Raw genomic sequence first — 21,752 nt, 5'->3', positions numbered from 1 at the left:
AAAATTAAGAAAACATGGTCACGGTTTGCTTAGTCATTTATATATTATAACTTTATATAATCTATTACCACGCTTTTTAGGACTTTTTGCCTTTCTGTAGCAGATTTTCATCATAGGAGATTTCTCCTCACTCCCACGCGTATTCCCTCACTTGTTCGTCGAAATGACAATCAGTTTTTATTGGTCGGGAGCGATTAAGAAAGAATGTTGTATCTGAACGAGTCTTACGCCGTTTTCCTCGCCGCTGATAACTTCTTCAATTCATCCTTAGCCTTCGCAAACCACACTTTATTGCTTTTGCGCTCAACAGGGCTTAATTGTGATTGCTCATTGAGCATATCGGTAAAAATTTGCCAGGCATCATCATCGCGGCCGGCACGGGTAAGGAACATGCCATATTCATAGCGGGGTTCAAAATAGGAGTAACGCCCTTTCATCAGTTTAAATTCATTTTCGGCCAACTCTTCCTGGTAAGTAAGCTCAAGCGATTTGGCATACAGGATGTGCGCTTTTGAGCGGGCAAATTGTGGTAGCTTATAAAGCTTTTTAGCAATCGGGATAACCTCATTGTACCGGCCTTTTTCAAAATAAGCTACAATGAGCTGTGCCATCACATGTTCATTTTCGGCAAAGGCGCCCGTGAGGCTGTTTTGATATATTTCGAGTGCTTTATCGGTAAGCCCGGCTTCCAGATAGGCATCTGCCAATTTAACACGGTTGGCAAAGGTATCAGTAAACCTTACTTCATCTTCAAGGCGTTTGATTTTGGCCCCGGGGTTTATAACAGCCTCAACATTTATTTTAGGTGCACGGATGCTGCGATTGGACAGAATTTCACTGTATATATAATACAAACATCCGAATAATGGTATTACTATAAGAATCCAAAGCCACTTTTGCTGGGTGCCGCGCCGCAGGCTATGAATGATACAAAATGCCTCTAATATCAATATAATATAATAATAATTGCCACCGCCGAAGTACATGCCTGTTTATGATATAAGATTTAGTAATAATCAAAAATAATGAAAATGTACCTGTAAACAAGGGTATTTATAGCTGTAAAATGATTTTTTGCTAATTGTTTGAGTATTCATTAAACGGGATTGATCGGCAGGTAAATAAAAAAGCCACCGGTTATTGTTGCCGGTGGCTGTATGTTAAAATAGCCCTAATTGCCCCTGGTCATCCATGTCGATATCGTCGGGGTTAGTGATCTCAAAATCGATTTTTTTAGGTGGCTTTGGCGACTCTTCAGATTGATTGGCTGGTGTTGCCGGCCCGTCTTCCTGAGAAACAACAGGCTCATCTTCATTTGTATCTTTTGATGCAAGAGTAGCTACTTCGTTAATGTCGGTTTCGGTAGTTTCAGTTGCCTGGTTAATGCCATCACTTATCAGCTCAACTGATTTTACCGGATGTTGTGAAAGGCGGTTGCCCATGGCTTTCATTCCTTTTACATCAATAACATCTGCTAAATTCAGTTCGAGGGTTTCAGGTGTTTGATCTTTGCCTTTCAGGTGCGTCATGCTGATTACCGGCGCGGTGTGACCGATCAATACCATTTTTGATCCGGCTTCTTCACTGATCAGGCTTACCTGCTTACCAACGGCTATGTTTTCAAAAGAGAAACGCTTAACGAGATAGTTTTTGGATTTACCCTCGATGTGCACGATCGAGAATACCGCCTGCGGCTCGTACTTTTCGATAAGGATCATCTTATCATCAAAGTGGTTGTTAAGATCAAAGCTGCTTAATTCATAAACGCCATTGCTAAGCACGGTGAGAATGCGGTCGTCACCATCAAATTCGCCCAGGTATTTGCCGCGGCCATCTGCGTTCAGGCGCTTCAGGATATCATCATACCAGATCTTACGTCCGGCCAGCGTTGACACACCCTTGCTTTTCAGTATGATTTTTTTAACCGGGTATTTGGTAATGATATTACCCATCGAACCGCGGCCTTTGATAGCTATAGATGCGAAATCTTCATCAAACTGTAGTTTTTTAAGTTTAGAATGAGGTTTAAGCTGTACGTTCACCACCTCGGCCTCGCCGTTAGGGTTAGCGGTAAAGTATAATACTTTTGAACCTTTGGTACCTTTGGTAAGGTCATATTCCTTATCGCGGGTTACACCCACTACCGAGAATCGTTTGATATAACTGATGCCACTCTCGCCGTCTTTATATATCATATTATAAACGGTGCGTTCGTCATTCTTTTTAAATACGGCAACGTGAATGATGTCCTTACCCACAAAAACCTTGTCCTGCACTTTGGTAATCATACAGCGTCCATCGCCCCTAAAAACAATGATCTCGTCAATGTCTGAGCAATCGCCAACGTATTCAACCGAGTCATCTTTCTTCAGGCCAGATCCAATAAAGCCGTCGGCCCTGTTAACATATAGCTTGATATTAGCCAATGCTACCTGTGCAGCTTCAACCTTATCAAAGGTGCGCAGTTCGGTTTTGCGCTCTCTGTCCTTACCATATTTATCCTTCAGTTTTTCGAACCAGGCAATGGTATACTCGGTAAGGTGTTTCAGGTGATGTTTTACCTGTTTTATCTCATTTTCGAGCGCCTTCATTTGCTCATCCGCTTTTTTAACATCAAAGCGGGTGATGCTGCTCATAGGTTTATCTATCAGCTTTTTATAATCTTCGGGCTGTATGGTGCGGTAAAACTGCGGAAAGAAAGGCTCAAACAAGCGGTTCAACACTTCCAATACCACTTCAAAATTGCCCGAGTTTTCGTACTCAGGATTTTTATACATCCCTTCCTGGATAAAGATCTTAAGTAATGAACTGAAGAAGATCTTCTCCATTAAATCTTTCAGCCTGATCTCCAACTCCTGTTTTAGCAGGTCTTTGGTGAAGAATGTGCTTTCGGTAAGCATATCGTTCACGCTCATGAAGCGCGGCTTATCATCCTGTATTACGCAGGTGTTTGGCGATATGGATACCTCGCAATCGGTAAAAGCGTAAAGGGCGTCGATGGTTACATCGGGCGAGATGCCTGGTGCCAGATGAATGATGATCTCTACATCCTTAGCGGTATTATCCTCAATTTTTTTGATCTTGATCTTACCCTTGTCATTGGCCGAGATCACACTATCTATCAGGCTGCCGGTAGTGGTGGTAAAAGGTATTTCGGTAATGGCGAGTGTTTTTTTATCGCGCTCGATAATTTTTGCCCTTACCCGTACTTTACCGCCGCGCTGACCTTCGTTGTATAAAGAAGTATCGGCCATGCCTCCTGTCGGAAAATCAGGCATGAGGTTAGGGCGCTCACCTTTTAACACAGCGATAGACGCATCGATCAATTCTATAAAGTTATGCGGCAATATTTTGGTAGCCAAGCCCACTGCAATACCTTCGGCTCCCTGTGCAAGCAGCAAGGGGAACTTTACCGGCAGAGTAATAGGCTCTTTGTTACGGCCGTCATAGCTGGCCTGCCAAACGGTTGTATCCGGGTTAAAAACAACATCAAGCGCAAATTTTGATAAGCGCGCTTCAATATAACGGGGGGCCGCAGCCGAGTCGCCGGTTACCGGGTCGCCCCAGTTTCCCTGGCAATCAATCAGCAGGTTTTTTTGACCAATCTGCACCATGGCATCACCAATAGAAGCATCACCATGGGGGTGATATTTCATAGTGTTACCTATAACATTGGCGGCTTTGTTAAAACGCCCGTCGTCCATTTCCTTCAACGAATGCAGGATGCGGCGTTGTACGGGTTTCAAACCATCGTTAATATGCGGAACAGCCCGGTCGAGAATTACATAGGATGCATAATCAAGAAACCAATTTTCATATAACCCATCGAGTGAGGCAACGGTGTGGAGTTTTTCTTCATTAGGGTTTGGTGTATCGTTTTGATGCAGATCTTCACTCATTATTCAATAAAAACTTTTGGATTGGTAAAGATACGGATTATGTGTTGATGTGCAGATGAAGTGAACTACATTTTAATGTCTTGTTAATATTGGTTTATAACAAAATTGTTACGTTTAGGTGGGTTTGCAACAATTACCAATCACGCCCGTATTAATTATTAATGTAACAAATAATTGATTGATATTGTCGTTAAAGCATAGCGGTTATTTGAATGCGTGAGGGTGTTGATTAATTAATTTGTTTATATATTTACCTATGGTGCTTTACTTAGGTTTTTTTCCTGGTTGCCCCTTAAATGAAAACTATTTTGAAGTTAACCCGGCCCTTATTGCTTATGGCTTTGTCGTTGTTGTGCTTTACAAAAAGCATAGCTCAGATAAGTCCAAGGCCGTTATATGCCCAAAATAACAAGAAACATACAACAGCGAAGGTTAAGCCTGGCTACTCAAAGCTCAAAACAGCAGGTACAGATCAGTTTAAAGAATTTACCAAGCTTTTGGCCCAGGCCAATGTAATTTATACCCCACCCAGGGGGTTTAAAGAGATTCCCGCTCCCAATGATGAGGATTTTTCATTTGATTATGCGTTGCAGTTGCCGGGGCAGGATTTTGAAGTATGGTTCCAGGTAAAATCCCAGAAACAGAATTATACCAGTTATGAGCAGGGGCAATATGATATTGACCGGGAAACCGAAAATCCCGATTCGATATATATAAACATGAGCAGGGCGCACGCCATAGCCTTTACCGGCGAAAGAGATAACTTTATGCGGAGCATACCGGTTAACGTTTTAAAGAGATATAAAGCTGATGCCGGTAAGTCATACTTGTTAAACCTGCTCGATTTACCCGCTACCAAGCATTATAAATACGCACTGCTTATCGCATTACAGCGTAACCATACCGGCACCATTATGGCTGTTTGTTTTACTAATGATAAAGGCCCCGAGTTTTTTAAAAATGTGGACAGGGCAAGTAATTGTTTGAAGTTTAAGCCGTAGTCCTCAGTGTCATACTAAGCAAAGTTCCCCTCTTGAGAAGGGGCGCGATGGAAACGAGTAATGGCAGGGGTGTGTATTCGATTAGTTTATCAAAATAGAAACACACCCCTCCGCCCCTCTCAAGAGGGGATTCGCACAGCCCTCCCTTTTCTAAGGGTTCCCAATCCCGCAATGTTAATAAGTTGATATTTGCTCTCCGTTAATTCAGGCGGGAAGTTTTATTTTTGCAGTTAGGCGTATTTTACGCTGTTTAATTTTCTACTTTATATACATGGCAGAACCAGTTAATTATAGTGAAGATAGTATCCGCTCCCTCGATTGGAAGGAGCACATCCGTTTACGCCCGGGTATGTATATTGGTAAACTGGGCGATGGCTCTGCTTATGACGATGGTGTATACGTACTGCTTAAAGAGATCATTGATAACTCGATAGACGAGTTTGTAATGGGATCGGGCCGTACCATTGAAGTGAACATGAGCGACCATAAGGTATCGGTGCGCGATTATGGCCGCGGTATCCCTTTGGGTAAAGTGATCGACTGTGTATCCAAAATAAATACAGGCGGTAAATACGATAGCAAGGCCTTTCAAAAATCGGTAGGTTTAAATGGGGTGGGTACCAAAGCGGTTAACGCGCTTTCCAACTCATTTACAGTGCAATCATACCGCGATGGCCGTACTAAACTGGCCGAGTTTGCCAAAGGCGAATTGATTCGTGATGAGAGCGAAAAAGATACTACCCAGCGTAATGGTACCGCTATCAATTTTATACCCGACGACACCATTTTCAGGCATTACCGGTTTATCCCGGAGTTTGTAGAAAGTATGATCTGGAACTACGTGTTCCTGAATGCAGGTCTTACCATCAACTTTAACAATCAAAAGTATTTTTCGGAGCGCGGCCTTTATGACCTGCTCACCCGCAATACCGATGCTGAAACTTTACGCTATCCGATTATCCATCTTAAAGGCGAAGACATTGAGATAGCCATGACCCACGGCCAGCAATACGGAGAAGAATATTACTCATTTGTGAACGGTCAAAATACTACCCAGGGCGGTACGCACCAGGCCGCCTTCCGCGAGGCGGTAGTAAAAACCGTGCGCGAGTTTTATAAAAAAGAGTTTGATGCATCAGACATCAGAGCTTCAATTGTTGCCGCTATCGCCATAAAGGTGCAGGAGCCGGTGTTTGAATCGCAAACCAAAACTAAGTTGGGCTCGCAAAATATTGGTCCGGAAGGCCCGTCTGTGCGCGGCTTTATTAACGATTTTGTTAAAAAGGAACTTGATAATTATCTGCATAAAAACACAGAAGCGGCTGATGGCTTGCTAAAAAGGATCCTGCAATCAGAAAGGGAGCGTAAGGATATTGCAGGGATAAAAAAACTGGCCAACGAGCGTGCAAAAAAAGCATCATTGCATAACCGCAAACTGCGCGATTGCAAAGTACATTTTGACGATACGCACGAACGTAAACAGGATACCACCTTGTTCATTACCGAGGGTGATTCGGCCAGTGGATCGATCACCAAATCGCGCGATGTGATGACCCAGGCTGTGTTTAGCCTGAAAGGTAAGCCGCTCAACTGTTTTGGTTTAACCAAAAAAGTGGTGTACGAAAACGAAGAATTTAACCTGCTGCAACACGCTTTAAATATCGAAGACGGCCTTGATGCTTTACGTTACAATAATATTGTGATAGCTACAGATGCCGATGTGGATGGAATGCACATTCGCCTGTTGTTAATGACCTTTTTCCTGCAGTTTTTTCCCGACCTGGTGAAGGCCGGTCACGTTTCGATTCTGCAAACGCCGTTATTCCGTGTGCGTAATAAAAAGGAAACCATTTATTGCTACAGCGATGAGGAACGCCGCAACGCGATTGCCAAATTGGGCAACAAACCCGAGATCACCCGGTTTAAAGGTTTAGGTGAAATTTCGCCCGAAGAATTTGGTTTATTTATTGGTAAAGACATGCGGCTTGACCCTGTAATATTAAGAGATGCCAATGTAAAGGCACTTCTTGAATATTTTATGGGCAAAAATACTCCAGCCCGCCAAATGCATATCGTTAATAACCTGCGGGTTGAAAAGGATGATGAAACCATCAACCCAACAATAGCTAAAGAAACTGAAGCTGAGGAAGAGTTGCCAGTGGCTGTATAAACCTTGATTTGCCTGATTAGGGGATTTTCCTGAGTTGTGTAACTTAAGAAAATTCCCTAATTTGTTTCAAGCCAGTGGTCAGTGTTTTCACCATACCGCACGATGTGGGATACGATTGCAATAATTGAAATAGCCGTAAAAGTGGTGCGGTGATAACATATACCACTAGCTCAATTTTTGTAATGCCCTAATTTTTTGTTTTGATTATGTGCTTTTATTTAAAGAAGCCGTCGGAGTTGATATTATAGGCGAGGATTTTAATCGAACCATCTTTTTCTTTTACAAGCCTGATCGATTCAACCGCTTTATATTTGCTGTGTTTGGTGTTGTATGCAAAAACATATTCTGCAGATGGGTTAGTCCCCACAACCCTGCGTGTTTCCCATTTGTTTACCGTTGTTGAGTCAAGGTCGCCAAGTTTGTTTTCTGTTGCGGTGTATAACTCAAGTAATTTATCCTTGGTTGTAACCGCCCAAAACTGATTACTGTAAAGCTTAAAGGTGTCGTTGTACTTTTTAGCTTTTATAAGCTCAAAAAGTTTATTCGTTACTTTTTCACCGTCCTTTTTATCCTCTTCCCTGTTTATATAAGTATTGTTAAAGCTGCATCCATTTAAAGTAATGACAGTTGTAAATAAAATTAAGCAGCGAAATTTAAGTGATTTAATAAATTGCATGAGCGTGAGTGAGTTTAGATAATGGAATAAATGTAAATAAATCTTTTCAAAATTTTAATCCTGTTAAAATTTCCTTATCTTGTTTCCCCCGATTTTTTAACAAGGGTTAATAATATATGATAAGTCACGAAATTAAAATAGCCTTTGACGAATATGAGTCGCTGGCCGATCTTGATAAAGCCGACAGGCAGCTGTGCCTTGAAGCACAGAAAGCATTAAAAAACTCACATTCTCCATATTCCAAATTCCGTGTTGGGGCTGCACTTCGTTTGCAAAGCGGTAAAATTATTTATGGCAGTAACCAGGAAAATGTAGCCTATCCATCGGGTTTATGTGCCGAGCGGGTGGCATTGTTTAACTGGGGAGCCAATCACCCTGATGATCCTATCGAGGCTATGGCGGTAACTGCACACTCAGATGATTTTCCTATTGTAAAACCAATTACCTCATGCGGATCATGTTTACAGGTATTGGCCGAATGCGAAAAGCAGCAAAATCAATCAATAAAAATTATATTGCATGCCGAAGATGGACCGGTTTGGATCATCAAAGGCATTGAAAACCAATTGCCGTTTTTATTTTTTGAAGAACGCATAGCTACTCCATAATGAAACTGAAGTTTTTTTTTCTCTTCATAGGTCTTGCATTTAGCATTGATGTATTGGCCCAACAGGGTTTCCCGTTTGATAATGAGATCAGGGCATTTAAACATCAGGATAGCCTGAGCTTTCCAAAACCAAGTGGTATTTTATTTATCGGCAGTTCATCTATCCGTAAGTGGACAGATCTTGAGCAGCGGTATGCCGGTATGCCTATTATAAGGAGGGGAGTAGGCGGTTGCGAATTATGGCAGATAGCAGATTATTACACGCCTTACATCCTGTTCCCATACAAGCCACGCAAAATTTTTGTTTATGCCGGCGAAAACGATATAGCGGCAGGTAAATCGGCCCAGGCGGTTGCCGCTTCATTTGCAAAGCTGTGGGAACTAATTCATCAGAAATTGCCGGATGCCGAAGTGTATTTCATGTCGATTAAACCGAGCCCGGTGCGCGCTAAATATTATGATGTGGTTTATGCCGCAAATGAGCTGGTGAAAAGCTATCTGAAAGGTAAACCAAAAAGTTATTATGTCGACCTGGTTCCGGCTATTTACAAGCCGGGTACTACAGCCCCTGATTCAAGTTTGTTTAATAACGATTACCTGCACCTTAATAGCAAAGGTTATGATAAATGGCAAAAGGTACTTGATCCGCTGGTGAAATAAAATAAAAAAGGCCCCGCACCAACGGGGCCTTTACCTACTTACATATTAAACACTAAACTAAAACTTACTTATTTAAAAACGCTGTACACGTTTGTGATTTTCCAGCCGCTGCCGGTGTTGGTAACGGTTACATAGTTGCTACGGGTAAAAGTGCTGTATTTCATATCAACTTTTACTACAGCAAGGTCATTATTGCTTTCAACAATTGAAGTGCTGGTAATGCAATCCTGCTCGGTATTTTTATTGGCTTTTAACAAGTCAACTACTTCAGTTTTGGTAAAACTTAATACTTTAGTACCGCGTAACATGCTGAATTTTGCCGATTGATCTACCACTTCGTTAAAGCCCTGTATTTTGCCGCGGGTCATGGCATCTATATAAGTGTTGATGGCGTAGTTTTTGGTTAAATTGTCGCCTTCTATTTTATCTGTTGCTTTTGCAGCAGTGCCTATTACTAATAAGGCTAAGCCAAGCATGATTGATTTTAAAGTTTTCATATTGTTGTTGTTTTTTAGGTTTTTAACTTTTAAATTGTTTTTATACTCATAAGACATCGCTACCATGCATTACGTTACAGCCGATACAACTAAATATGACGATTTAACAAACATTTAACATTTTCGCATATTCTTTAGGCATGATGGTAACAATATGCCGTTGAATAATACTTATGGTTGATTTTAATACTATTATATTACAGTTTGCCGAACAGGGTGAAAAAACAGGGTGGACATACATTGAGATTCCGGCCGATATAGCGCAGGAAATGAAACCCGGCAATAAAAAGTCATTTCGTGTAAAAGGTAAACTGGATGAGTTTGAGGTGCGCGGTATGGCCCTGATGCCTATGGGCGAAGGGAATTTTATCATGGCTTTGCGAAAAGAGATCTGTAAAGCTATCCATAAACATCGCGGGGCCACGCTCCGGGTACGCCTTGAACCCGATGATGATTTTAAATACATTGTTCCGGATGATCTGCTGGAGTGTTTTGAATATGAACCTGAAGGCGGCGAGTTTTTCAATAGCCTGGCCGGAAGCCACCGGGGATATTTTATAAAATGGATTGAGAGCGCTAAAACGGAAGTTACCCGAGCTAACCGTATAGCACAAACCGTTAACGCCATGGTGCGCCGCATGGATTATGGCCAAATGCTACGCGCTCAAAAAAAAGCAAGGGAGTAACATGAGTTATGTGCCAACATTGATAAATTTGGTGATTAACAATTATTTAATGGAAATCCCTTCATTTAAACTTAACGGCCGCATCTGGATAGAAATAGCCGAGGAAAAAGTACTTGGCCATGGCCGGGTCGAGTTACTTGAGCGCATCCATGCATCCGGCTCTATCAGGCAGGCCGCGTTACAAATGAAAATGTCATACAAGCAGGCCTGGGATTTGGTGAACCACATGAACGATGGTTTTAAGCAGCCGCTGGTAATTTCAAAAAGAGGAGGAAAGGGTGGTGGAGTAGCCTTGCTTACACCATTTGGGCTGGAAATTATCGGGGAGTTTAAAGATCTGCAGAAAAAATTCTCTCAATTTTTAGAAAGGAATAGCAAAAAGTAAAAGTTTTTTCTGGGTTTCGTATTGAAAATTAAAAAACGGTATTCGTGGTGGATTGATTTGTCGATCCTATTCTGCATTTTTGCGTTGTGTTTTTTAAAATATAACGAAATCGCTATATGATATAAGCGTTTTGCAGATCTACAGCAATCAACAAATAACTAACATCAGCCATGAAAAAATATACCCTTGTATTGTTTTTACTGATTGCCGGTTTAGCAACCCATGCCCAAACCGAAACTAAAGAGTCAGTAGTAAAAGTAACCGGAGAAGTAACAAATCCACTAACCATTGGCCCTGCCGAGTTGCAGCAATACAAGCAAACCACAGTTACCCGTAAGGACAGGGACGGAAAAGTCCACATCTATTCGGGCGTAATTGTATCCGAAATACTGACTAAAGCAGGTGTTACCCTGGGCGCCGACTTACATGGTAAAAACCTGGCTAAATATCTTTTAGTTGAAGCCAGTGACGGTTACCAGGTACTTTTTGCTCTTGCCGAGCTGGATAAAGCTTTTACCGATCGCATGATCATTCTTGCTGATAAAGTTGATGGACAGCCCTTGGCCCCGGCCGATGGGCCATTCCGAATCATTGTTCAGGATGAAAAGAAACCTGCGCGTTGCATAAAGCAGGTAACGGCGATGAAGGTTATGTTTGCGAAGTAAATCTTGCTTTGTTAATTCATTCTGTTTAGATGGAACATAGGCAGCGTTCAAGTATCGTGAACAAAAATGAATTGGCGCAAATTGTATTCAATCGCAAAACTAAACAGCTTGCAATAGCTAACGGTGAAAGTATTGAAATAGCCTATAATAATTATGCAGGAATGTTACAGATAAATTGCTGCTGAATGCTATCTTAGTTCGTTAATTAATTTAAACCTTTCATGATTCCATATAGCCAGGCTGTAGAGCAACTCGAAGAAGAGAAACCTAAAATATATACCCTTAACTCAATCAGGGTAGCAACATTTATATTCGGGCCATTAGCCGCGGGGTATTTGGTATCTCAGAACTACAAAGCGTTTAACCAGAAAGATAAATCAACCACAACCTGGATAATTGCCGTTGTCGCATTGATCGCAATTATTGGCCTGGCTGTTATTACTTCAAATACAGAGCGGTTTCCAAGATTTATATTTCCATTGGCTTATGCCTGGGGGACTTTCCTGCTTGTACAAAAGTTTCAGGGCGAACAAATGAAGGAACATTTTGCCACTGGAGGTAAAACCTTTACTATTTGGCGTGCTTTGCTTGCCGGGCTAATTTGTTTAGTTGTTACACTGGTAGTAATATTTTTGATCCTTTTAATGATACCCGGCGCTCTTGACGAATAGGAGCATGAGAGTTTCTTAATAGATCATGAACTATCAAACTATATCATAGGATATATATAATCTCTGAACAGCGAGCCAGCACCAGAGGTGCTAAGGGTTTGTAGAAAATGAAATGAACAGATTTTCAGCGTGCCAGAGATACGCGACCTCAACGCCACGCATCGCTGGCACAATTAGTTTATTCCACCTCTTCCATCAGGGTATTGAACATCACAAATTTTTCGTTAAATTTTTCCTGGTGGGTAGCCTGGAATTTATGCAGGTGGTTCATGTAAAACTGCTGAAAATGCTCAATGCTATCAGCATTGTATTGAATACAGTAGGTAACCCCTTCGTTTGGCGAATCAATAACAGTCAGGATGCGGTACGAGCTGAAATGTCCGGTAGCCATGATAGCCGGGATATGGATGGTTTTGATATAGTTAAGCCATTCGTCATGAATGGTTTCGTCAATTATTATGGTATCGTTGTATACAATCATTTTCAAAAATAATCATTTTTGATTAGTCACTAAGTCATTTGGTCATTATGTCATTGGTCAGGCATAAAAGTAAAGTCCGTTTGCTAAGTAATAACCTAATGACGCAATGAAACAATGACCTATCAGGACGCATCCGGTTTATCGCCCCTTAATACTCTGAAACGTTTGCGGGCTTCGTTGATCCAGAGGCTGCCGGGATAATCAGTTATGATTTTTTGGTAGTAGTTCCTGGCAGTGGTTTTATCGTTCAACCTGTTTTCATAAATGTCGCCTAACATAAATACGGCATCATCGGCCCAAAGATCGGCGGGGTGCTCTTCAACAATTTTCTTTAATAAAGGTACCGCTCCGGCATAATCCTTCTGCTGGATCAGAATGCGAGATTTTGACATCATGATATCATCATCTAAAGCATTATTCGGGAACTTTTTGCCAATACTGTCTAATATCATTACTGCCTTTTCGGGATTTTGGGCAAAAATCTGCAAATCGGCTCGGGCGTACACTTTAAGCGCCGACCCGCTGCTATCGGCAGCAAGATTATCTTGGATCAGCAGCAATAGGTTAAGTGCATCATTTGCTATTAATTGCGATGTAGCAACTTTCAGCACATCCAACTGTCCCTTTGCCCAGGTGAAATCTCCGGTATAATAAGCCATTTTCGCGTTTCTGAATAAAGCATCCTGCCCAATGGCAGTAGCCGGGAAATCTTTCTCAACCTGGCTGTAAAGCAGCGTGGCTTCCCAGGGTTGGTTGTTAAGCAGGTAAATATCGCCTAAATCAAGCTTGCAATCGGCTAACAGGTTTGGCCTGATATCATTTAGCCTGGTAGCTTCTTCCAGCAGTTTTTGGGCGTCCTTAAGTTTGTGAAGCTTAAAGGCTTGCAGGTTGGCCAGTTTTTGCATGGCAAAAGCGGTGCTGCTGTTACGTCCAAACTCGGTGAGCAGGTCGTTATAATCCTTTTCAAGTCCAAGCAAATCTTCGGGCAGGTATTTGCCCGATGTTACTTTCAGGTTTTTGGTGTTGATCAGTTCAATTTTTGAGGGGATGTACAATGGCGTTGTTTTCCCTTTGCTGATGATGTATTCATATCCCCGGATAGCTTCGTCATAAGCCTCATTGGCAATGAAGGTACGGCAGAGATCATAGATGCTGTTACCATCGTCATTTTGCCGGCGACTTAAGGCAAGTGCCTGGTTAAGGGCCAGATCAAATTCTTTTTGCTGCAGGTATTGCCAGGTAAGCAGATCAGCATAAATGGTTTGCTGCGGATCTTTTTGGATGCGCCTCAGCAAAGCTGTTTTAAGCATATCATAATCGGCGCTACCTTCGTATACATTTGAAAAAGCATTTTCGGCCTGGTTTATAAAATTGGGGTTTTGAGGTAAAAAGTTCAGGTATTCGTCGGTGAGGGATATTTTGTCGCGTTTAAAACGGTAAAGGTTAATAAGCTCATAAGTAAACATGTTATCATTTTTAAGCAGTTTCCGTCCTTGCTGAAAAATTTTGATTGCATAATCAATATTAGCGCTTTGGTAAAATTGGGATGCCAGGGCGGCTATTTCACCCTGGTCGGCCGGGAGGCTTTTGATCAGGTCGTCATAAATAGCGTCAGCTTTGGCCATATTGCCTTCCTGCGTGTAAATGTTACCCAGCATTATAGCATACTGGTGATCATCAGGATGGCGGCGGATCAGTTTTTTGGTGATGCTTTCGGCTTCATCAAATTTTTTAAGGTTGAGCAGTGTATTTACGTATACGCTATAGTAATTCTCGTTGTTTTGCTTGTATAACTTTTGATAAATTTCGAGTGCTTTTTGCGGTTCGCCGTTAGCATTGTATTGCCTGGCCAGCAGCAGTTCATTGTTCTGTGCAAGCAGCCTGCCGCTAAAGCAAAAAGCAAGAATAATAACAATATATAAAGCCCTCATCTGTTCAAAAATAATCAATTAATAGGATTGCTTAAGCCGGTTTGCCATATTATTTATATAACGGTATATAAGGGTAAAATTGTAGTGACATCTTGATAACATCGAACTTATTTATCTAATTTGAGTACGTGAATAAAATGGGGTATTTGTAGCTATGTTGAGCCGGGTCAGATTTTTTCTTATTGTGAGTTGCATTGTCGTCTTCTTTTCCTGCAACAGGAGTAAAGTAAGGCAAATACCTATTATTGACTTTTTTAAAACACCCGAAAGGAGCTTTTACCGAATTTCGCCCGATGGTAAATATGTATCATACCTTAAGCCATTTAAAGATAAGCAAAACATATTTATACAGTCATTAGCCGATGGTAAGGAACGAATGGTTACTCAATTTGAGGACTATTCAATCAGAGGTGATTATTTCTGGACATACAATAACCAGCTTGTTTTTTCGCAGGATCTTATCGCTACCGATTCGGTTAAGATGTATGCTTTTGATGTGGCTACCAATAAAAGCCGGATTATATTATCGTTCGGTAATGTGAGGATTGGCCTGGTTAACCGTAACCGGCAGCAGCCAGATATCATCACTATTAAAACTAATGAGCGTGATCCGGGTAACTTTGATGTTTACCGCCTCAACGTAAAAACCGGCGAAATGAAGACTTACCTGCTTAACCCGGGTAATATTACTGAGTGGTTTGCAGATGCCGACGGCAGGATCAGGCTTGAAAGGGCATCAGACGGGGTTAACGAAACCATCTTATTCCGCCCCGATGAGGATAAGCCATTTAAGCCTATAATCGAAAATAATTTTAAGAATGCAGTAAGGCCTATAGCTTTTACAGGTATAAAAAATTATTTCTATGCGCTATCAAACGTAAACCGCGATAAGACGGCCCTGGTTGAGATCAATGCGGAGAATGGCAAGGAAGAAAGGACAATTTTTAGCTGCAGCAAAGCGGATATCACCAGTTTTGAATATTCAAAAAATAAACACCGGATAGAGTTTACCGGCTGGGACGAATCAATGCCGCGTAAGCATTTTCTGGCACCTGATGTTGAGCAGATGTATCAAACCATTCAGCAACAGCTTAAGGGTAATGAGATCAGGGTGGTTGACCGCGACAGCTCTGAGAATAAATTTATCCTCAACACTTACACCGACCGTAATCCCGGTTCATACTATCTTTTTGAAAAAAACAATGGCAGGTTAACCAAGCTAAGCGATATTAACTCAAGCCTTGTACCTGCCGAATTATGCGCCATGAAACCTATATCATACCATGCGCGCGATGGCTTGCTGATTAATGGTTATTTAACCCTGCCAAGGGGCGATAAAAATGAAAACTACCCTGTAGTAGTTATGCCGCACGATGGCCCATGGGGACGCGATACCTGGGGATATGATGACCAGGTGCAGTTTTTAGCCAATCGTGGGTATGCCGTGTTCCAGGTTAATTACCGTGGATCAACAGGCTATGGCAAGGCCTTCCGAAGTGCGGGATATAAACAGGTAGGCGGCAAAATTCAGGATGATATTACCGATGGGGTACACTGGCTTATTGATACTAAAGTTGCAAACCCTAAAAAGATTGCCATTTTTGGCGGGCGTTTTGGCGGCTTTTCAGCGCTTTATGGTGTGTCTTTTCATCCCGAGTTATATAGTTGTGCGGTGGTACAATACGGCCTTATTAACTTTTTTACCTATATCAAGGATGCACCGCCGTTTGTTAAGCCTTATTTAAAAATGACTTACGAAATGGTTGGCAACCCCGAAACTGACGCAGATCAGTTGAGGGCGATATCGCCGGTTTTTCATACCGATAAAATTAAGGTTCCTCTAATTATATTCCAGGGTGCCAAAGATCAGCGGGCTAATATCAGCGAGCTTAACCAGTTTGTACGCGAGCTGCGTAAACGTAACGTTGATGTGAAATATTTTTTAAAACCCAATGAACGTGCATATTTCAGGAGCGAACATAACCGTATGGAAATGTATGCCGAAATAGAGAAGTTTTTGGATAAGAATATGCGGGTTAAACCATAAGCCGACATGGCATTACAGAAAAACGCTTACCGGCAAAACTTTACGCTGATCACCATTTTCCTGGTGTTCATTTCCATAACTTTTGTGGTAGCCCTGTTTATATCTTATAATCTCACCGCCAAGTATGTTGAAAATGAGTTTTCCTCAAAAAAGGTTGAGGTACTGGAACAAACCATTAAGCCGTATTATGAGTTTTTTCAGAATAAGATCCCTGAAATAACCTCCTACCAGGGTTTTCTTGATTCGGCATCGGCAGGTAAATATGCGGCCTCTGTTTTTCATGATTATAATTTTGTGCGCCGGGTTATCTTTTATGATGCCCTCATTGGCGGCAAAACTACGATGACCGTACGCAAAAATAATTTGAACATAGCTGCTAAGGCGGTTTATCAGTATTGGCACGTTAATGACAAGGTGTACGGGGCTGAGCAGCGGAGAACAGTCAATGAAGATGATTTCAGAGAGATGGCTATTAAATTAAGTAATTATATAGCCTTTTCAGATACATCACGCGTATCAAGTCAGGATGAACTTTTTAAAGCTTTTTGGGATGTGAAACCCGACAAGATCAGTTATACCAATGTTCTCAGGCGCGAGGATGTACGTATCTATCGTGACATGCAAATGTTGGGTAACAGCAAAGGGGCTTCATACAAGCAAAACATGATGACCTTTTACCTCGACCCGTACCTGATCAAGGTGAAAAATACGCATCCCGAGCTGTACGAAAATGTATCTATTCAACCCGTAGTATATGACCCTATTGACAGCGAGGGAGATAAACTGATAACCGAGGTGTCATTACCAGTGGCTTTTTCTGATTATAAGCTCTTCTTTAGTTCGGCACAGGGTTATTTAACTGCCGAAATTAACCGCCGCTTTATGCCTATCGGAGCTATCGTATTATTAATGACCCTGTTTTTAATGCTAATAGGCTGGCTTATATACCGTAACCTGAACGTGAATATGAAACTGTTCAAACTTCAGTATGATTTTATCAACAACTTTACCCACGAGTTTAAAACACCGGTAAGTGTAATTAAAATAGCAGGGTCAAATTTACGTGGCGATGGCGAACTTACCGAAAGGCAACGCCGCCATTACGGTAAGATACTGGACGAGGAAGCCGATAAGCTGAATGAGTTGATGAACAAGCTGCTTTCCTTTACGCAGATTGAAAATAAATCCATTACGCTAAAAGAGGAAGAAATTGATATAGAGAACTTTATTAGCCGGTATATTGATACCTTTAAAATAAAGTACGCTGATTTTAATATTAAATTTAAAATCAACAGGGTTGAAACTTTTTATACTGATCCTGTATTATTAGGGAGTGTTTTTCAAAACCTTATTGAAAATGCATACAAGTATTCGCACCCTCAGCAAAAGGAGCTGTTCATCAATATTTCACAGGAAAAACGGAATATTGTGTTTTCGTTTGCTGATAAGGGGATAGGGATACCGAAAAATGAACTGAATAACGTTTTTAAGAAGTTTTACAGAATAGAAAACCAATACAATCAAAACGGGAGCGTTGGCCTGGGTTTGGCATTTTGTAAAGAACTGGTTAATTTTATGAACGGTGATATAACTGTTTACAGTAAGGTTAACGAAGGTTCGGAATTTATAGTTACGCTTCCATACGAAAATTAAGATATGAACAAAGAAATTAAAATTGCGCTGGTTGAAGATGACGAGAACCTGCGTTTCCTGGTTTCAGAACGTTTGCAATCAGAGGGGTACAAGGTACTGGAAGCCGGTAATGGCAATGAAGCTGAAACCATGATATTGGCCGAGCAGCCTGATATTGTATTGTTAGACTGGATGCTCCCCGGCAAACCGGGCTCGGAAGTTTGCGGCAATATCCGCGAAAAAGGATTCGATAAACTCATCATCATGATGACCGCTAAGGCGCAGGATGTTGACAAGATAGAAGCCTATAACTTTGGGGTATCTGACTATATCACCAAACCCTATAATATGGATGTATTGGTGGCGTTGATTGAAAACAAAATCAAGTTTTCTCTTAACAGCGAAAAGCCCGAATCGTACCGTTTTGCCAACATGGAGCACCTGCCTAACACGCACCTGCTTATCCGGGATGGCCGTAAGATAGAGCTAACTATCCTCGAAAACAGGATCCTGCTTTATTTTCTCAAAAACAAAAACAAGGTTATCAACCGCGAGGAGCTGATGATGGAAGTTTGGGGCTACAACGCTGATGTAAATACCCGTACCCTTGATATGCACATCGTTCGCTTGCGTAAAAAAATAGAAACCAATGCCGATTCGCCGCAATACCTGCAAACTGTAAGGGGGATAGGATATAAGTTTGTTTATAATCAGTAGTTTTCAGTTTGCGGTTTCAAGTAAGCTGTTTGCAGTTTTGTAAATAGGCTTTTTTGAAAATATGTCATTGCCAGCGAAGCGCGGCAATCTCGTATCTAATGCATGTCCGACCTGCATAGCTACGAGATTGCCGCGTCTCCCTTGACACTTTAGCCCATGCTGCTCCTCGCAATAACATATTCAAGATAATTGCCGATATACCCTTGCTACAATAAAATTACCAAAAAAGGTTTTATCCTCAATAACGCCATATTCAGCATTATTAAAGCGCTTTTCAATGGCTGGCAACCTGCTGGCTTCTATCCCGCAAAGCAGCCTGAAAAAAACAAACATGCTTTTGAGCAGCACGTTTTGCCACCAGCGGCCGGTAAGCTGAAAATCGGCGTTGAGCCAGAGGCCACCGGGTTTGAGCAGGTTGTGCAAATGGTTAAAAACATTGTCAACCGTTTCTTCCACAAAATTATCGAACAAAAAAGGGGTGATTACGATATCGAAGTCGGCGGCGAGTTTCACATGTTCAACTGCATCATTAATAAAGATCACCTCGTTTTGCCCGGTTTGTCTTTTTTGCGAGAGTGCAATCATATTGGCCGAAATTTCAACGTAAGTGATGTTTAACCCTGCCGGGTATATTTTGGCAAGTTCTTCAAGGATCCAGCCGGTGCCGCCGCCTGCTATCAGTATTTTACTTTTTGGTGGAATAAAGCCTAATAAATAAACCTGCGCGTTTATCAAAGCTTTGCCGTAAACTATTCTTGAAAGCCGATCATAAAACCATGCCGAGTTGTTATAATTGGCAGCCATGTTTTAATGGAGAAAATATTTAACAGCATTGAATACTACTACAATTACGTACTGTAAGATCAGTACCCCATCCATATAAAAAAAGTAATAATACTCGTTTTTTTCCCAGGCCGATCTGAAGATGAGCCAGCCGGTAAGGAACATAGTAAATGTGAGTGCAAAGAAATCAAGGCTAAAGCCATTTTGCCTGAACAGGAACATGAGTACAATGTAGCCGGTGAGCAATACCTGGCAAAACAGATAAGCATTTTTTTCGCCCCAAACTACCGGGATGGTCTTAAGGCCTACTTTACGGTCGTCGAAAAGGTCCCGGATATCAAAAGGTATTGTCAGCGCTCCTATAAATAAAAAGCGTTTGGCTATGAGTATAGTGGTATCGCGCATGCTGATATCGGTTAGATGATTATGCATTGATTCCAATACCGGGAACAGTACACAGCTCATTGTCCATACCAGGGTTATTAAAAACGGTTTTAAACCGGGGATATTTCTTAAACCAAATTTATGATCGCCTACACTGAACAATGGTAAACCATAACCAAACGATAAAACGCTCAGAAATATGAGCAGGATCTTTGATTCGGTAGTGATGATAAAGAACAGCGGGATCAGAGACAGCAGCGAAACTATAGTAAAGGTCACCATCAGCCTATAGTGTGCAAAAAACCATCGCACCCTTTTGTAAGGCGACCGTTGTGGTTTAGTTGGACGGGTGATGAGGATACAAAAATTATAGATACCCAGTGTTGAAGTAAATAACAAGCCCAAAACAGGGAACACTGGTTTTGATCCTATTAAGTGAAAGGTTAACAAGGCCTGTGCTACAGCACAAAGCGACATGAAAATATTACTGAAGAGCAGAAAATCTAATACAGACTGTAGTAATTTCTTCATCGGTAAAAGGATAGCAGCTTCTGCCTGGATCTTTTAGGAAATTGGTAATGAGGGATCGCGGCCTGCTTTTAATGTAAATATCGTAATCTCCGGCAATATTCCAACCCTGCCGGTTAAACCAACAAAACCAAAACCTACATTTACATATAATTGTTGTTTGTTTTCCTGGTAATGACCGGCCCATTCATTATAAACATATTTTATAGGGCTATATTGAAAATGCGGGGTACGTACGCCAAATTGCATGCCATGGGTATGCCCGGCAAACATGGCATCAATTTGCGGGTATTTAGGTAAAACCTCGGCCCGCCAATGCGATGGATCATGCGAGAGCAGGAGCTTTACCGGCAGGTCATCGGTGTTTTTTACTGCAAGGTCCATGCGCCCGTATTTGGGGAAGCGGCTGTATTCGCTCCAGTTTTCAATACCTAAGATCCCTATTTCTTCTCCGTTGATTTTTAGACGGCGATTTTCGTTCCTGAGCAGGTTCCAGCCCATGTTTTTATGGGTGGTTATCAGGTCATCATGATTTTTCTTTTTATCCGCCGGGGAGTTCCAGTCGCCATAGTCGCCATAATCATGGTTACCCAGGGTTGAAAAAACACCAAGGGGGGCTTTTACTTTAGTGAAAATGTCCTGGTAGCTGGTCATTTCCGATGCTTCATCGTTAACCAGATCGCCGGTAAAAAATATCAGGTCGGGTTTTTCATTCAACAGCATTTCAACACCACCGAGCACCGCTTTTTTATTATAAAAGCTGCCTGAATGAATATCTGAGATCTGCCCGATCCTTAAGCCATCAAAGGCCTTTGGCAGATTAGGCAGATACATAGTTTGATACAGTACATGATAATCATACGAACCTTTAGGCATGGCCTTTTTTATAGCGGCCAGGGGAACGGTTGCGGCAAGCAAGCCTGCTTTTAAAAGAAACTCGGAACGGGGAATGGCATCATCAATATTAGTAGTAGAGGCAGGAGCAGTAGGGAGAGGAATTGAGGTGTCATTTTTTTTCCTTTTCAGCGCAATTTTTTGCCTGATATCATCGGCAAAAATGAATGGTATAAAAGTAAATTTACAGATGAGCAGGATAAATGTTACCAGTAAACAGGCTGCGCGTACACCCGTACCTGCTATGGTAATATAACCTGCAGTTAAAAGCGCGGCCACACACAAGGCCGAAAAGCCCCAATAAAAAATGGCGAATGCTTTTGATTGAAGCAATCGCCATTTTTTGAACGCGCCTCGGATACCGTATAAAACATACCGGTCGGCCAGCAGCTCAATTATGATCCAGAACAATATGCTTAGCGCCTTAAAAATCATAGA

Annotated in this window: 20 protein-coding genes; 11 read left to right on the top strand and 9 right to left on the bottom strand. The window is 41.7% G+C overall.

The features are described 5' to 3' along the window. Positions 1-224: 224 nt before the first annotated feature. Positions 225-986 (bottom strand): hypothetical protein, encoded by a 762-nt coding sequence (locus tag IEX80_RS25265; RefSeq protein WP_188834537.1) that lies wholly within the window; start codon positions 984-986, stop codon positions 225-227. A 174-nt stretch (positions 987-1,160) separates the two neighbouring features. Continuing rightward, positions 1,161-3,899 (bottom strand): DNA gyrase/topoisomerase IV subunit A, encoded by a 2,739-nt coding sequence (locus IEX80_RS25260; protein WP_188834536.1) that lies wholly within the window; start codon positions 3,897-3,899, stop codon positions 1,161-1,163. Positions 3,900-4,195: 296 nt separating this feature from the next. Here IEX80_RS25260 and IEX80_RS25255 point away from each other — a divergent pair, with 296 nt between their 5' ends. After that, the gene (locus tag IEX80_RS25255) at positions 4,196-4,900 is read left to right on the top strand and encodes a hypothetical protein (RefSeq protein ID WP_188834535.1); all 705 of its coding nucleotides are present in this window, start codon (positions 4,196-4,198) and stop codon (positions 4,898-4,900) included. Positions 4,901-5,171: 271 nt separating this feature from the next. Beyond that, positions 5,172-7,070 carry a DNA topoisomerase IV subunit B gene (locus IEX80_RS25250; RefSeq protein ID WP_112651058.1) on the top strand — a complete coding sequence of 633 codons (1,899 nt, stop codon included), beginning with the start codon at positions 5,172-5,174 and terminating at the stop codon, positions 7,068-7,070. 214 nt (positions 7,071-7,284) lie between these two features. Here the strand turns inward: IEX80_RS25250 and IEX80_RS25245 are convergent, their stop codons facing one another. Further along, positions 7,285-7,746 (bottom strand): DUF4019 domain-containing protein, encoded by a 462-nt coding sequence (locus IEX80_RS25245; RefSeq protein ID WP_176625316.1) that lies wholly within the window; start codon positions 7,744-7,746, stop codon positions 7,285-7,287. A 116-nt stretch (positions 7,747-7,862) separates the two neighbouring features. Here IEX80_RS25245 and IEX80_RS25240 point away from each other — a divergent pair, with 116 nt between their 5' ends. Both IEX80_RS25240 and IEX80_RS25235 read left to right on the top strand, forming a co-directional pair. Next, positions 7,863-8,354: a cytidine deaminase gene (locus IEX80_RS25240; protein ID WP_091171669.1), complete on the top strand. Its 492-nt coding sequence runs from the start codon at positions 7,863-7,865 to the stop codon at positions 8,352-8,354. Then, a complete protein-coding gene (locus IEX80_RS25235; protein WP_188834534.1) occupies positions 8,354-9,013 on the top strand; it encodes a GDSL-type esterase/lipase family protein in 660 nt (219 codons plus the stop codon). The genes IEX80_RS25240 and IEX80_RS25235 overlap by 1 nt, the downstream gene beginning before the upstream one ends. A gap of 68 nt (positions 9,014-9,081) precedes the next feature. Here the strand turns inward: IEX80_RS25235 and IEX80_RS25230 are convergent, their stop codons facing one another. Beyond that, complete coding sequence (locus IEX80_RS25230; protein ID WP_188834533.1) at positions 9,082-9,510, bottom strand: nuclear transport factor 2 family protein; 429 nt, start codon at positions 9,508-9,510, stop codon at positions 9,082-9,084. A 173-nt stretch (positions 9,511-9,683) separates the two neighbouring features. Between IEX80_RS25230 and IEX80_RS25225 the strand changes: the two genes are divergently transcribed. The 4 genes from IEX80_RS25225 to IEX80_RS25210 all read left to right on the top strand — a co-directional run bounded on the left by IEX80_RS25225 (position 9,684) and on the right by IEX80_RS25210 (position 11,917). Beyond that, positions 9,684-10,196 carry a YdeI/OmpD-associated family protein gene (locus IEX80_RS25225; protein ID WP_188834532.1) on the top strand — a complete coding sequence of 171 codons (513 nt, stop codon included), beginning with the start codon at positions 9,684-9,686 and terminating at the stop codon, positions 10,194-10,196. Between the two features lie 49 nt (positions 10,197-10,245). Then, positions 10,246-10,581, top strand: a complete 336-nt coding sequence (locus IEX80_RS25220) for a winged helix-turn-helix domain-containing protein (RefSeq protein WP_188834531.1) — start codon at positions 10,246-10,248, stop codon at positions 10,579-10,581. A gap of 170 nt (positions 10,582-10,751) precedes the next feature. Beyond that, complete coding sequence (locus tag IEX80_RS25215; RefSeq protein ID WP_090530433.1) at positions 10,752-11,246, top strand: molybdopterin-dependent oxidoreductase; 495 nt, start codon at positions 10,752-10,754, stop codon at positions 11,244-11,246. 221 nt (positions 11,247-11,467) lie between these two features. Continuing rightward, the gene (locus tag IEX80_RS25210) at positions 11,468-11,917 is read left to right on the top strand and encodes a hypothetical protein (RefSeq protein ID WP_090530430.1); all 450 of its coding nucleotides are present in this window, start codon (positions 11,468-11,470) and stop codon (positions 11,915-11,917) included. A gap of 178 nt (positions 11,918-12,095) precedes the next feature. Here IEX80_RS25210 and IEX80_RS25205 read toward each other — a convergent pair whose 3' ends face one another. Together IEX80_RS25205 and IEX80_RS25200 are read right to left on the bottom strand one after the other, a co-directional pair. After that, the gene (locus IEX80_RS25205) at positions 12,096-12,398 is read right to left on the bottom strand and encodes a DUF4286 family protein (RefSeq protein WP_090530427.1); all 303 of its coding nucleotides are present in this window, start codon (positions 12,396-12,398) and stop codon (positions 12,096-12,098) included. Between the two features lie 122 nt (positions 12,399-12,520). Further along, positions 12,521-14,329, bottom strand: coding sequence for a tetratricopeptide repeat protein (locus tag IEX80_RS25200; RefSeq protein ID WP_188834530.1), 1,809 nt, complete (start codon positions 14,327-14,329; stop codon positions 12,521-12,523). Between the two features lie 184 nt (positions 14,330-14,513). Here IEX80_RS25200 and IEX80_RS25195 point away from each other — a divergent pair, with 184 nt between their 5' ends. Genes IEX80_RS25195 through IEX80_RS25185 form a run of 3 tightly spaced genes read left to right on the top strand, consistent with a single transcriptional unit; the run spans position 14,514 to position 18,725 of the window. Next, positions 14,514-16,376 carry a S9 family peptidase gene (locus IEX80_RS25195; protein ID WP_175490029.1) on the top strand — a complete coding sequence of 621 codons (1,863 nt, stop codon included), beginning with the start codon at positions 14,514-14,516 and terminating at the stop codon, positions 16,374-16,376. 6 nt (positions 16,377-16,382) lie between these two features. Next, on the top strand, positions 16,383-18,029 hold the full coding sequence (locus IEX80_RS25190; protein WP_090530419.1) for a sensor histidine kinase: 1,647 nt from the start codon (positions 16,383-16,385) through the stop codon (positions 18,027-18,029). A 3-nt stretch (positions 18,030-18,032) separates the two neighbouring features. Further along, the gene (locus tag IEX80_RS25185) at positions 18,033-18,725 is read left to right on the top strand and encodes a response regulator transcription factor (protein ID WP_090530416.1); all 693 of its coding nucleotides are present in this window, start codon (positions 18,033-18,035) and stop codon (positions 18,723-18,725) included. Between the two features lie 180 nt (positions 18,726-18,905). Here the strand turns inward: IEX80_RS25185 and IEX80_RS25180 are convergent, their stop codons facing one another. Genes IEX80_RS25180 through IEX80_RS25170 form a run of 3 tightly spaced genes read right to left on the bottom strand, consistent with a single transcriptional unit; the run spans position 18,906 to position 21,749 of the window. Then, positions 18,906-19,529 carry a class I SAM-dependent methyltransferase gene (locus IEX80_RS25180; protein ID WP_188834529.1) on the bottom strand — a complete coding sequence of 208 codons (624 nt, stop codon included), beginning with the start codon at positions 19,527-19,529 and terminating at the stop codon, positions 18,906-18,908. Positions 19,530-19,532: 3 nt separating this feature from the next. Further along, positions 19,533-20,423, bottom strand: a complete 891-nt coding sequence (locus IEX80_RS25175; protein WP_229701758.1) for a UbiA prenyltransferase family protein — start codon at positions 20,421-20,423, stop codon at positions 19,533-19,535. A 33-nt stretch (positions 20,424-20,456) separates the two neighbouring features. After that, positions 20,457-21,749 (bottom strand): metallophosphoesterase, encoded by a 1,293-nt coding sequence (locus IEX80_RS25170; RefSeq protein WP_188834528.1) that lies wholly within the window; start codon positions 21,747-21,749, stop codon positions 20,457-20,459. Positions 21,750-21,752: the final 3 nt, after the last annotated feature.

Source organism: Mucilaginibacter rubeus (assembly GCF_014643835.1).
Classification (GTDB): Bacteria; Bacteroidota; Bacteroidia; order Sphingobacteriales; family Sphingobacteriaceae; genus Mucilaginibacter; species Mucilaginibacter rubeus.
This window is presented reverse-complemented; position numbering and strand designations above follow the sequence as displayed.